We start from the raw sequence: 12,888 nt of genomic DNA, 5'->3' as shown, positions 1-12,888 counted from the left end.
AGAAGGGCGCATGCAGTTGCCACAGAAAACTATGGATATGACCGGGGCTGAAAATCAGCCAGAACAGAAAGCAGGGGCGCAATGCGGCACGTCAAAGCCCGATGTGCTCCTGCCCCGAGGTGTGGAGCCTTCGGTCTTTCCGCAGCCGGGCGGCATGCCGGGTATGCCCTTTGGCTCGCATTTTTCACGGCCCAATGTTGACGTGCCGCTGCCAGCCATGCCCGGCAGCGAGAACGTGCATGAATCTGCTGCTGATTCTGGCGCAACCGCCTCGTTTGGGTCAGGTTTGGATGCGGGCGCTGGACGTTTGCCTGATCTGGACACGTTGATGGCCGATCTGGGTCAGAGTGCCAGCGACATGCAGCCCCTGGGGCTGGATGCTGCCGCCGCCAAAAAGAAAGAACCGAGTAATCTCGAGCTTTTTTTGCGTCAGTTGCTGATGGGCGGGGAGCACGAACAACGCCCGGATAAAAGCTTGCGGCAGTCGTTGCATGAAACTGTAGAAAGAATTTTGGGCAAGGGCGGTCAGCAGGGAGCTGGCGCCATGACGGGCGGGCAGCAGCAGGGCAATCCTGGCCTGTTCGCAGCCATGGACGCGCCCCTGCGCGGCCTGACGCCCGATGATATCCTTTTTGCCAACGAGGTGGACGCGGCCCTCGCCCGGCGGCCCAAGTTCGGCGTGCGCGCGCTGTCCATCAGCGTGGGCGCGTTTTTTCTATGTCTGATCATCTGGGCGGCCGTTGCCAGCGTAGATGAAGTGACCCATGCGGAAGGTTCGGTTGTAGGTTCACAGCGCACCCAGACCATCCAGAACCTTGAGGGCGGCATCCTGCGCGCAGTGCTTGTGCATGAGGGGCAGATTGTGGACAAGGGGGCGGTGCTGGCGCAACTGGACAATGAGATGGCCGAAAGCGCCTACCGCGACGCTGTAAACAAGGCCATGGAAAACAGCCTCGCCATCATCCGCCTTGAAGCTGAGATCAAGGGGGACAAGCCTGTTTTTCCAGAAAATTTTGACATGTGGGCAGAAAAAGTCATTGGCCGCAGGGTGGAAGCCGGCATGCTGGGGCGCATCCACCAGATCATTCAGGATCAGGAAAATGCCTGGCACAGCCGCCGCGAGCAGCTCAACGCGGAAATTGATGTCCTACAGTCCCAGTATGTGCAGCGTCTGCATGATGTGGAAGAACTGACTGCCCGCAAGGTGCAGCTTGACCGCAGCCTTGAGCTTTCCATTGAGCAAAAGAATACGGCCTACGCCCTTGTGCAGCGCAACAATTTTTCCAAGCTGGAATACCTCGGCATGCAGCAAAAGGTTGTGGAATTGCAGGGTCAGATAGATTCCCTTGCCGCCACAATACCCAAGGCCAAGGCCGCAGCGGACGAATCCAAGCAGCGCATAGCATCCCGCAGGGCCGAGCAGGTCGCTGCTGTTACTGACGAAATCAACAAGCGCAGGCAGGAACTCAATTCCCTGCGCGAAAATCTTTCGGCAGGGCGCGACCGCGTAACCCGTACAGAACTGCGCGCTCCTGTGCGCAGCACTGTCAAGCAGATATACATTTCCACAGTGGGCGGCGTGGTCAAACCCGGCGAACCCATCATGGATCTTGTGCCGCTTGACGACACTCTGGTGGTGGAGGCCAAGGTCAAACCGCAGGATGTTGCCTTCCTGCGTCCGGGACAGAATGTCATGGTCAAGGTTTCAGCCTATGATTTCTCCATTTACGGCGGGATTGAAGGCAAGCTTGAATCCATCAGCGCCGATACCATTGAAGATAAAAGAGGCGAGCACTTTTATCTTGTAAAGATCCGCACCCAGAAAAATGCCATTGTCTACCACAACGAGTCTCTTCCCATCATGCCGGGCATGGTGGTGACGGCAGACATTATGATTGGCAAAAAAACCGTGCTGGATTATCTGCTCAAGCCCATTCTCAAGGCTAAGCAGAACGCCCTGCGCGAGCGCTAGGGCGAAAATGCGCTGACAGGCTTTGGCCTTCCGTAAACCAGTATTTCAAAGGTTAATGATCCGCTGCAGATTTGTTGAGACGCTCCGCCAGATGAAGGAAAATATATGGCACCCCAAGAACTGACTCTCCCAGGCGTAGCCCAGCGCAACCGCAAGGCGGCGCTGACCATGTCGGCACTGTTTGTGCTGGCGCTCTGCCTGATTTTTATTTTTGCACGTTGGTATCTGCATGATTCGCGTGCCCACCTGCTGCGTGAAATGGGGCAGGACATGAACTCGCAGGCCTCGGGCAAGGTGGCCTTGCTCACCGTGTGGTCTGGCACCCTTGCCGGTCAGGTAAATATTTTTGTCACGCAGGATATGCTGCGGCTGTTCGCCGCAGAGGTTGCAAGTGCGGGCGTGTCCGCCACGGATATGTTGCAGATGGCCCGGCAAAGCCAGAATGGGGCCGAAGCGGATACGGCGCCCCTGGCGAGCACTGCCAGCAACAGTGACCCTCTGAAAAAAATTGCCCCGCGTCTTCCGTTGATGGTCAACTATCTCAGAGACTTCATGGAGAAAAACAGTTTCAGCGGCGCGAGCCTGGTTAATACAGACATGCAGATGTACCTCGCCCCTGAGGGCGTGCAGCCGCCAGATGAGGAACAGCGGCCCTATTTGCAGCAGGCCCTGAACAGCAAACAGCCCGTTCTTATGCCTGTGCGGCGCGAAAATGGCAGACTTGTCATGGATATGGCCTTTCCCATTTTTGCGCCCCTGTATGTGGATTCAACAGGGGGCAGGGTGGTTTCCCTGCTGCTGGCCACCTACAGCGTCCTGCCTGTAACTGCTGCGGCCACTGGCGAAGCGGGCAATGGCACCCAGTACAATACATTTATTCTTCAATCTTTTGGTGAAAAGCTGCAACGCATAGCACCTAACGAAGTGTCGGGCGTGTCGGATTTGCCCGGCTGGTCGCTGCATGATGAAAAACTGCCGCTCGGCACACGTATTGATCCCGGCCTGCCGGAAGGCGAGCGCGAGATATACGGGCTTGCCCTGCCCGTGCCCAACCTGCCCTGGCTTGTGGAGCAAACCTTGCCCGTGCGGCGTATTGATGAACGATTTTCCAGCATAAAGCAGAATGTTGTTGTGGCTTCACTGATCATGGCTGCGCTGGTTGGCGGCCTGCTGGCCGCCCTGTGGTGGAGCCTTGTGAGCCGTAACGAGCGCGCCGTGGCGGAGCAGATGCACAAGCTCTATCTGGTGGTCAACCAGCAAAAGCAGATCATGGACGGCGTAAATTCCGCCCTGTCGGCAGGCATTGTGCTCAACGACCTGAACGGCGTCATCCACTACGCCAACCAGAGCTTTGCCCGTTTGTGCGGCAGGGGAAAAGCCACGGAGCTGCGCGGGCTGAAATATTCCGAGCTGGATATGGAACTTGCCCGCAGCCTTGTAACCCATACGCTGGCCGTACACCGGGCGGGTGAACCCTTCAGCTTTGCCGAAGCCCTGCTGGTGGATGGCAAGCTGCGCTATTATCTTACCTCCTGCACTCCGTTTCGGGATGAAAACGGGCGGCTTTCAGGCATGGTCTCCGTATACAGTGACATGACGGATATTGCCGTGGCGCAGCAGCGTTCGCAGCAAATGGTGGCCCAGACCGTCAACGCTTTCGTCAAGGCCATCGAGGCCGTGGATACCTATCTGCGCGGGCAGTCGGCCTTTACCGCGCAGTTGGCGGTTTCTCTGGCCTGCGGGCTTGGCCGCAGCGATGCGGAAACCCTTGCCACCCTGCGCACGGCAGCCAACCTTTCGCATGTGGGCATGATCCAGTTGCCCAAGGATCTGCTCACCAAGACAGGCGCGCTCTCGGCGCAGGAACGGGAATTGCTGCAACAGCATGTGGAATTTGCCCGCGAGGCCCTGGCAGACATAGACTTTGGCCTGCCGGTGCTGGAGGCCATCACCCAGATGTACGAGCGCCTGGACGGCAGCGGTTATCCCCTTGCCCTGAATGATGGGGCCATCTGTCTGAACGCCCGGATTCTGGCGGTTGCCAATACCTTCTGCGCGCTTATGCGACCACGCTCCTACCGTGAGGCGCACAGTACGGAAGATGCCCTGAATATCCTGTCCGAAACTCCGCCCAAGTATGACGCCTCGGTTGTGGGCTCTTTACGGGCTTTTCTGGAGACAGAGCAGGGTATGGCCTTTCTGGAGCATTTGCTTGGCGATCCTCAGCCAAACAGCGCCTAATAGGTACAGGGGTTAACAATGCGCATTCTTTTTTTGAATTCTGTTTTTCCTGGCCGCTTTCGTTCTCTTGCTCAGGCCTTTGGCGCATCCCAGAACAATACCGTGCTGTTTCTTGCAGAAACCGGGCAAAAACTTGCCATTCCCGGTGTGCGGCGGCTGCGTTTGGCGCCGCCTGCGCCCTATGAAAGCGACGACCCGGCAGAAAAGGAAATCGTGACGCGCCTGCGGCGTGGCGCGCGGGCGGGCAATGCCCTGCTGTCGTTGCGGAGAAACGGTTTTGTCCCAGATATCATCTGCGCTGCGGCAAGCATGGGCGGCAGTTTTTACGTGCGCGACATCTTCCCCAAGGCTTTTTATGTGGCTCAGGGCGACTGGTTTTACAACAATGGCGAGAGTCACTGCTTTTTTACGCGTGGCACCCCCCGCCCCCCGGCGGACTTTGCCCCCCTGCGGGTGTGCAATCTGTGGGAATACAACGCGTTGGGCGAATGCCAGCTTGCCGTTACCTCCTCCCTCTGGCAACGCGCCCAGTACCCCCCCCCGCTGCAACGCGACATAAAGGTTGTGCCCAGCGGCATCAACACGCGCTTTTTTATGCCCGGCGAGGAAAAAAAGGATGGCGATGCCGCAGGCGACGGCGTTGCTGATTCCTGGGGATGCGCAAGCAATGAGCTGGTGACCTTTTGCGGCCCCATGCACGACCCCGCGCGCGGCTTTGACCAGTTCCGCAAGTGCCTGCCGCGCCTGCTTGAATTGCGTCCTAACTGCCTTGTGGTGCTGGCCTGGCTTGATATTGCCCAGACCGGGCGCAAACAGGGTGGCGGCTCAGATACGCCAGCCGAATGCACCGAGACCGGCAAGGCCATGCGCCGTGCGGTAGATATTCTGGGCATAGATCAGAGCTTCCGGGCGCGTGTGCACCTGCTTGGCGCGCGTTCGCTCAAGGAATATCGGGCCATGCTGCAACATTCCACCGCTCATGTGTATCTGGCCGCGCCGCATGTGTTTTCCACCGGTTTGCTTGAGGCCATGGCCTGCGGTTCACTGGTTGTGGCATCGGACACGCCGCCTGTGCGCGAAGTGGTACAGGACGGTGTAAACGGCTTTTTGTGCGACTTCTGGGATCATGAAAACATGGCGCAAAAACTGGCTGATGTGCTGGCGCGGGCTCCGCAACTGGGGCATGTACGGCGTAATGCACGGCAAACGGTGCTGCGTTCGTATGATGCGGATGTGCAGACGCGCAGATTTATGGATCTCATCAGCGCAAGCATGAAGGGCAGTGCAGAAGGCTGACATCGGGCCAGCCGGGACGACTTTGCTGCACCGGGCAGTATGCTGCGCGGGTTTGACCGGCAATAGCCTGGCTTATAAGCCCTGCATGGCGAGCCTTGCTTCAAATTCGTGCGAAGGCTCGGGCTTGGCGTAAAAAAAGCCCTGCGCCGTATAGCAGCCCAGCTTCATGATGATGGCAGACTGTTCTGCTGTTTCCACACCTTCGCTAATGACATTCATGCCAAGATCCGAAGCCAGGCGAATGATATTGCCAAGCACGATCTGCGCCCTTTGGCCCGGCAGGTCGCGCTGGATGAAGCTACGGTCAATCTTGAGGCAGTCCGCGTCAAGCATCTGCACAATACCGAGGGACGAATAGCCCGCGCCAAAATCGTCGATGGCCGTTTTGAAGCCCATTTCCTTCAGTTGAACGATCTGTAGCCAGACAGCTTCAGGGTTGTTCATGATGGCGCTTTCGGTGATTTCCACTTCCAGCAGGTGGCGCGGCACGGAATAGCGGTCGGCAATATCCGCAAGCCGCTGGGTAAAGTGGGGGCGGTCAAAATGCAGCCGCGAAAAATTGCAGGAAACCGTATGCAGCGGAAGGTTGCGCGTCTTCCAGCTACGCAGGTTGCGGCAGACCTGCTCAAATACAAAAAAGTCAATGGACGTTACAAGGCCGTTGCGTTCAAACATGGGGATAAAACTGCCCGGCAGCAGCATTCCCCGTGAGGGATGATTCCACCGCACCAGCGCCTCGCTGCCGGTAATGGCCCCCGTGCGCATGTCTACCTTGGCCTGATACCACACCTGCATTTCACCGTTGGTCAGGGCGTCTTCCAGCTTGCCGTTCAGTTCATGGCTCAGCAGGGCCTCCTGCCGCATATGCTCATTGTAGAGCACCATGGGAATGCCGGACGAGCGCTTGGCTTCCAGCCGCGCATAGTTGGCCAGATCCAGCATGAGCTGCATGTCCCTTTCCTGCTCCCTGGGTACGCAGTAGGCCCCGTAGACGGTGCGCACCGTGTAGGGCAGTGCCTGACTTCGCCGCCATTCGTCCAGTTCCTTGTCCATTTCGCGGACTCTGCCCGATAGCTGCTCCCATGTATCAAACCGCAGGAGCATGACAAAGAGATCAGAGGATATTCTGGCGCAACACTCTTCTGGCAGAATGTTACGCTGCAAAATTGCCGCATATGCCTGCAACAGGCTGTCGCCCATGCCAAAACCGAACTGGTCGTTGATTGTCTTGAACTGGCAGATATCGCCGGAAAGCAGCATGTAGTCAGAGGTGACCTGGGTTGTTATGAGGCTGTCGCAGAGCACCTTGAATTTTTCCAGGTTGGGCAGGCCGGTCAGTTCATCCTTGTTCATCTGGGCTTCCATGCGGCAGATGCGGCTGCACTTGCAGCCCAGGCAGTAGAGCAGAAAAAGGATGACGCTCAGGAAAAAGGCAATGAGGCCGCCAACAACCTTGAAGGGACGTTTTTGAATTGAGCAGTTTATGCTCCGGTCAATGCGGGCTGCAAAGGAGTGCTCTTCTTCCGGCGGGTACACCGGCAAGCCTGCCTGATCGTTGAATGGAGAGGACGGTGGAGAGGCTGGTGCATTTGCCGAGGGCCTGTTCTGCGCGGTTGTGGCATCAGCGGCTGTCTGCGTTGGCATCAGGCCCGCAAAAAGGCAGCAGAGCAGAAGGATCAGCAGGGAAAGGCGGAGGCGAAGTGTCTTCATGTGACGTTTTCCCCGGTCTTCCTGGCGTGGGAGTGCTGCCAAAGGTTGTGAATGTCTCCATGGTGGAATGGTTGCGGTCATGCACAAACCGGAACCAAGAGCGCCCTTTGCATCCTGCGTCAAAGGAAGCCAACGTAATCAATATAGGGTGCTGCTCGGGAAAAAGTCAAACGCTGCCCGGAAGGGCGGAGTTGTCGCCAAGGCGGAGCCAGAGGCTTCGGGAGATGAAGGACGCTCTGCGCGTTTTGCCCCCCGGCTGGCAACCTGGACGCAATCGGGGCGCAGGTCTGGGCCGGGGGGCAGGGAAGTTAACGTGCTACAGGCAGGCGGCTACCGCCGCCACAAGACGGTCAATGGGCTCTTCGCGCGCGCCTTCGCCCATGACGCCAACGCGCAGCACCTTGCCAGCAAGGGCGCCAAGGCCGCCAGCCACTTCAATCTTGTGATCCTTGCGCAGGCTGGCGCGCAGGGCATTGGCGTCCACGCCTTCGGGCGGCACAAACAGGTTGACCTGGGGCGCGGCCCCCTCGGTCACATAGGGCTTGAAGCCAAGCTTGCCCATGCCCTGCTTGAGCCTTTCGTGCATGGCCTGATGCCGCGCAAACGAGGGCTCCAGGCCTTCGGCCAGCAGATTGTCCAGGGCCTGATGCAGGCCATAGTACATATTGATGGGGGCAGTATGGTGATAGGTACGGGGCGTGCCTTCCCAGTATTTGCGGATAAGCGGCACATCCAGATACCAGTTGGGTATCTTGGTCTTGCGGCGGGCCATGGCCTCCATGGCAGCCTCGGAAAACGAAGCAGGCGCAAGACCGGGAGGGGTGGAAAGGCATTTTTGCGAACCGCTGTAAAAAGCGTCGATGCCCCATTCGTCCACGCGCACATCCACGCCGCCCAGACCGGCCACACTGTCCACCAAAAAGAGTGTATCGCTGTTTTTGACCAGCGCGCCGAGTTCAGCCACAGGGTTGTTCACGCCAGTGGATGTTTCGGCATGCACCACAGCAAGAATCTTGTAATTCTTCTGCGCCAGCTGTTTTTTCACCGCGTCCACAGAGATGGGCGCGCCCCACGGGCATTCCACAGTGTCTACCAGCGCGCCAAGGCGCGAGGCCACTTCAACCATACGCGAGCAGAACAGGCCGTTGTTGACAATAAGCACGTTGTCTCCGTGCTCCACCAGGTTGACAAAGCAGGCTTCCATGCCTGCGGAACCTGTACCTGAAATGGGAAACGTCACGGCATTGCGTGTTTTGCACACAGCGCGAAGCTGTTCTTGCAGGGCGTCCATAACCTTGATGCAGTCCGGGTCAAGATGCCCAAGGGTGGGCAGGCTCATGGCCTCAAGCACGTTGACCGCAACCGGGCTAGGGCCGGGGGCCATCAGAAGCACATGGTCCAGTGTTCCAAAAACCGTGGTCATGACAATCTCCTGGTTTGTGTGTGGCCTGCGCAGGCAGGTCCATGCCGGGCACTTGCTGCGACGGCGGATAGGGAACGCTACCACGCATGGAAATGTTTCGGAACCGTCTTGCAGAGAGCTTGCCCGATACTGGACTGACAGAAGAGCCATCAGGATAAAAACGCATTGTCTTCATCGCTTGCATTGGCTACCTTTGAGAAAAATTCCGGCAGTATGGAACATTCAGCCGGAACGTGCCCGGTTTTCAGAGAACATTAAAAAGGAGCGAATGACAGATGAAACGGATCAGCATTCTTTTTTTTGCTGCCGTCTTTTTGGCGGGTTCGGCGTTTTCGGCTTTTGCCGCCGAAAAACTGGTGGTCTACACCTCCATGAAGGAATCTATTATTGGTTCGCTCAAAGAGGCTTTTGTTAAAAAATATCCTGATATTGCTATGGATTATCAGTCTGCTGGCGCGGGCAAGCTCATGGCGAAAATCGCCACCGAGCGCCAGTCGGGCAAGATCATGGCCGACATTATCTGGACTAGCGAAGTGCCTGACTTCTTTAACATGAAGTCCGAGGGCATTCTGGAAAAATACGAATCACCAGAGCTGAAGAACGTCATCAATCCTTTCCCGGATTTTGACGGCTCGTTCACGGCAATTCGCCTGGGTACGCTTGGCATCGCCTACAACAAACGCCATGTGAAGGAAGCTCCCGCCCAGTGGAGCGACATGATGAAGCCCGAATTCAAAAAGGCCTTTGGCATTGCCAATCCGGCGCTTTCCGGCACGTCCTACATGAGCATTCAGTTGCTGGTGGACAAGTTCGGCTGGGAATACATAGAAAATGTTCATAAAAATGGGGCGCGCATGGGCAAGGGGTCCGGTCAGGTCATTGACGACACTGCTTCCGGCGATCTTCTGGCCTGCATCGGCGTAGATTATATCGTGAACGACAAAATCAAGAAGGGCGCAGACCTTGCTCTGGTCTATCCGCCTGAAATGCTGGTGATCCCCAGCCCCGCAGCCATATTCAAGGGTACCCCCAACCTGGAAGCGGCCAAGAAGTTTGTGGACTTTTTGCTTTCAGAAGAAGGACAGAAGATTCTGGCCGATCAGGGAACCCTGCCCGTGCGCAAAGGCATTGTGCCCCCGGCGGAATTTGGCCTGCCCACCAGTGAAAAGGCCTTTGAACGCGGTATAAAAATTGATTACCAGCATATTTTGAGTGAAAAGGAAGCCACTGTTAAAAAATTTACAGATATTATGATGTCGAAATAGTGACGTAAACGTTACAATTTTGCGTCCTGCTCCCGCGCGGTTACGCCGCGCGGGAGGTCTGAATCAGCCACGGGCGAGCCTGCCGGAGAGAAACCGGCAGGCGCTGTCCGACAGCGCGCACAGCGCAAGCGGGAATTTTCATGGCAGAAATACTTCTTGAAAACATATCAAAATCCTTTGGCGACCATACGGTTCTTAAGGATTTGTCTCTTGCGGTGCGGGACGGCGAATGCTTCACCCTCATCGGGCCTTCCGGCTGCGGCAAAACCGTGTTGCTGCGCATCATGGCTGGTTTTGAAACACTGGATGCCGGGCGCATGAGCATTGGCGGCGAAGTGGTGGCGGATGCCGAGAGCGGCACTGCCCTACCGCCCGAGCAGCGCAGCCTTGGCGTTGTGTTTCAGGACTATGCCGTGTGGCCGCACATGACGGTGCGCCAGAACGTGGGCTATCCCCTCAAGATCGCCCGGCGTGATACCGCAGAGGCTGCGGCTCTGGTGCAAAAAAGCATTGACGATGTGAACCTCACCGGCATGGAAGATCGCCTTCCCTCCCAGCTTTCGGGCGGGCAGCAGCAGCGGGTGGCCCTGGCCCGCGCCCTGGTGGCCCAGCCCAGCCTCTTGCTGCTGGATGAGCCGCTGAACAACCTTGATGCCAACCTGCGTGAAGAAATGCGCTTTGAAATCAAAGCGCTACAAAAAAATCTGGGCGTGACCATCCTGTATGTCACCCACGATCAGGAAATCGCGCTGGCCATCTCTGACCGCATGGCCCTGCTGGACGAGCAGGGGACCATCCGCCAGATAGGTACGCCGGAAGATCTCTTTGCCACCCCGGCAGACGAATTTGTTTTTTCCTTTCTGGGCATGAGCAATTTTTTGCGGGCAACCGTGGACGGCGGGGTCGCGACCATTGACGGGCATGTTTTTCCCCTTGCCCCGCAGGCTGGTCTTGCTGGTGAAGTGCGGGTGGGATTCCGTCCGTCAGATGTGCAACTGGGCCGTCAGGGCCAGGGGTTGCGGGCAACGGTGCGCCGCGCCAGCTTTTTGGGCGCGTTCACCGATTATCAGCTTGACGTGTGCGGCCAGCAGGTGCGCACGGCGGTGGATACCCACGAGGCCCTGGCCCGCGACCTCTTGCTGCACGAAGGGGACGAATGCGTCATTAACCTTCGTGGAGCGCATTGGTTCAGCTAGGTTGGATTTTGCAGCAGCGCGCCGCGCAGCGTGCCGGACAATCCGGCTGGCAGGATAAGGGGCGCAGGATTACTCCAAATTTGGCGGTCAGGTATGCAAGCAGTCAGACAACAGCGTTCGTGGGGCGTGGCAGAGGTGATTCTGCTCCTCTCCATTGCTATTTTGGTTATCGTGGTCGTGGTGCCGGTGGCGCTCATCTTTTTCAACGCCTTTTTTGTAAACGGGCAGTTCAACGCGGCGGATCTGGTAAAAAACCTCAGCGAGGGCGAAACCTATCAGGCATTGATGAACTCGCTGTTTATCGCCAGCGGCGTAACCCTCTGCGCCACCACCGTGGGGACGTTCTTTGCATGGCTGGTGACGCGCACGGACATTCCTTACAAGGGCTTTATGAAGAGCATGTTTCTTGTGCCCTTCATGCTGCCCTCGTTCATCGGCGCACTGGCCTGGAAGATGCTGCTCTCGCCCCGCGCGGGCTACATCAACAGGCTCTGGCGCGATGTCACAGGTGCGGAAGACGCCCTGTTCAACATCTTTTCTTACGCGGGCATCATTTCCATTGAAACCATGTATCTTTTCCCCTTTGTGTTCATTCAGGTGTGCGGCGCGCTTGAGCGCATGGATCCCACCCTGGAGGAATCGGCCCGGATTTCGGGCGCGGGTCTGTTCACCATCACCCGCAAGATAACCCTGCCTCTGGTGCTGCCCAGCATCCTTTCGGGCGCGTTGCTCATCATGCTGTACTCCATGGCGCACTTTGGCACCGTGGCAGTGCTTGGCATCGAGGTGGGCATCTACAATATCCCCACGCTGATTTACGAGCGCATCCATGAGAGCGCGGGCAGTTTTGCCTCCATCCGCACCGGCACGGTGCTGGCCTCGGTGCTGGTTGTTACGGCAGGTCTGATTATCTGGCTGCAACGCAAGGTGCTGGGGTCTGGCAAATACCAGATCATCGGGGGCAAGAGCTTCCGGCCCATGGAACTCAAGTTGCGCGGTCTGCGCACGCCTCTGTTTGTGTTCTGCCTGCTGTACATAGCCATCACCATTGTGCTGCCCACTGTGACCATCTTTCTTGTGGGCGGGCTTAAAACCTACGGCGTGCCCATCACCTGGGAAAATCTGTCGCTCGACAACTACAAGTACGTGCTTTTTGAGTGGGATCAGACCCAGCAGGCCATCAAGAACAGTATCGGCCTCGGCCTGGCTGCCGCCACCATCACCATGTTTGCGGGCGTCATGATTTCTTACGTCATTGTAAAGATGCAGGTGCGGGGCAAGGGCTTTCTGGAGTTTCTGGGCATGTTGCCTTTTTCCGTGCCCGGCTCGGTCATCGCCCTTGGCGTGATACTGGCCTGGAGCGGACGCTTTGGCGTGAATCTTTACAACACCATCTGGATTATCCTTATCGCCTATATTGCGCGGTATATGGCCTTTTCGCTCAAGGCCAACTCGGCGGCGCTGGAACAGGTGCATGATTCACTGGTGGAAGCGGCCCGCGCCTGCGGCGCAAGCATGTGGCAGGCCCTGCGCGATGTGGTGCTGCCCCTGGTGCGGCCCGGCATGGTTGCGGCTTTCTTTCTGATCTTCTTGCCTGCGCTGCGCGAACTGACGGTTTCGGTCATGCTGTACGGCACAACCAGCCGCACCATCGGCGTGGCCATCTACACCCTCAATGAAGACGGCGAAACCGTGACCTCGGCGGCTCTGGCCGGCATTGCCCTCATTCTTATCGTGACGGGGCAGAGCATTATCAACCATTTCGCCAAGTCCAGGCAGGCCTGA

The 12,888-nt window shown here is 57.5% G+C and carries 8 protein-coding genes; 6 read left to right on the top strand and 2 right to left on the bottom strand.

Annotated features, from left to right (window positions below):
• Window positions 1-10: 10 nt before the first annotated feature.
• The 3 genes from ACUZ79_RS13990 (at window position 11) to ACUZ79_RS13980 (ending at window position 5,509) form a co-directional block, all read left to right on the top strand.
• The gene (locus ACUZ79_RS13990; protein WP_240824829.1) at window positions 11-1,972 is read left to right on the top strand and encodes an HlyD family type I secretion periplasmic adaptor subunit; all 1,962 of its coding nucleotides are present in this window, start codon (window positions 11-13) and stop codon (window positions 1,970-1,972) included.
• Between the two features lie 105 nt (window positions 1,973-2,077).
• Complete coding sequence (locus ACUZ79_RS13985) at window positions 2,078-4,213, top strand: HD domain-containing phosphohydrolase (protein ID WP_449251961.1); 2,136 nt, start codon at window positions 2,078-2,080, stop codon at window positions 4,211-4,213.
• Window positions 4,214-4,231: 18 nt separating this feature from the next.
• Window positions 4,232-5,509 (top strand): glycosyltransferase, encoded by a 1,278-nt coding sequence (locus ACUZ79_RS13980; RefSeq protein ID WP_449251960.1) that lies wholly within the window; start codon window positions 4,232-4,234, stop codon window positions 5,507-5,509.
• Window positions 5,510-5,581: 72 nt separating this feature from the next.
• Here ACUZ79_RS13980 and ACUZ79_RS13975 read toward each other — a convergent pair whose 3' ends face one another.
• Together ACUZ79_RS13975 and ACUZ79_RS13970 are read right to left on the bottom strand one after the other, a co-directional pair.
• Entirely contained in the window at window positions 5,582-7,219 is a 1,638-nt protein-coding gene (locus ACUZ79_RS13975) for a putative bifunctional diguanylate cyclase/phosphodiesterase (protein WP_449251959.1), read from the bottom strand.
• Between the two features lie 316 nt (window positions 7,220-7,535).
• Window positions 7,536-8,642, bottom strand: a complete 1,107-nt coding sequence (locus tag ACUZ79_RS13970; protein WP_449251958.1) for a pyridoxal-phosphate-dependent aminotransferase family protein — start codon at window positions 8,640-8,642, stop codon at window positions 7,536-7,538.
• 275 nt (window positions 8,643-8,917) lie between these two features.
• Here ACUZ79_RS13970 and ACUZ79_RS13965 point away from each other — a divergent pair, with 275 nt between their 5' ends.
• From ACUZ79_RS13965 to ACUZ79_RS13955, 3 genes are all read left to right on the top strand, one after another.
• Window positions 8,918-9,907: an ABC transporter substrate-binding protein gene (locus ACUZ79_RS13965; protein ID WP_449251957.1), complete on the top strand. Its 990-nt coding sequence runs from the start codon at window positions 8,918-8,920 to the stop codon at window positions 9,905-9,907.
• A 140-nt stretch (window positions 9,908-10,047) separates the two neighbouring features.
• Window positions 10,048-11,103 carry an ABC transporter ATP-binding protein gene (locus ACUZ79_RS13960; protein ID WP_449251956.1) on the top strand — a complete coding sequence of 352 codons (1,056 nt, stop codon included), beginning with the start codon at window positions 10,048-10,050 and terminating at the stop codon, window positions 11,101-11,103.
• Between the two features lie 93 nt (window positions 11,104-11,196).
• Entirely contained in the window at window positions 11,197-12,888 is a 1,692-nt protein-coding gene (locus ACUZ79_RS13955) for an ABC transporter permease (protein ID WP_449251955.1), read from the top strand.

The sequence above is a fragment of the Desulfovibrio faecalis genome (assembly GCF_053570625.1).
Note: the sequence above shows the minus strand (reverse complement) of the source record. Positions and strands in the feature narration are given on the sequence as shown.

Coding starts and splice junctions, on each gene's coding strand:
- ACUZ79_RS13990 (WP_240824829.1), top strand. CDS start 11: ATGCAGTTGCCACAGAAAACTATGGATATGACCGGGGCTGAAAATCAG.
- ACUZ79_RS13985 (WP_449251961.1), top strand. CDS start 2,078: ATGGCACCCCAAGAACTGACTCTCCCAGGCGTAGCCCAGCGCAACCGC.
- ACUZ79_RS13980 (WP_449251960.1), top strand. CDS start 4,232: ATGCGCATTCTTTTTTTGAATTCTGTTTTTCCTGGCCGCTTTCGTTCT.
- ACUZ79_RS13975 (WP_449251959.1), bottom strand. CDS start 7,219: ATGAAGACACTTCGCCTCCGCCTTTCCCTGCTGATCCTTCTGCTCTGC.
- ACUZ79_RS13970 (WP_449251958.1), bottom strand. CDS start 8,642: ATGACCACGGTTTTTGGAACACTGGACCATGTGCTTCTGATGGCCCCC.
- ACUZ79_RS13965 (WP_449251957.1), top strand. CDS start 8,918: ATGAAACGGATCAGCATTCTTTTTTTTGCTGCCGTCTTTTTGGCGGGT.
- ACUZ79_RS13960 (WP_449251956.1), top strand. CDS start 10,048: ATGGCAGAAATACTTCTTGAAAACATATCAAAATCCTTTGGCGACCAT.
- ACUZ79_RS13955 (WP_449251955.1), top strand. CDS start 11,197: ATGCAAGCAGTCAGACAACAGCGTTCGTGGGGCGTGGCAGAGGTGATT.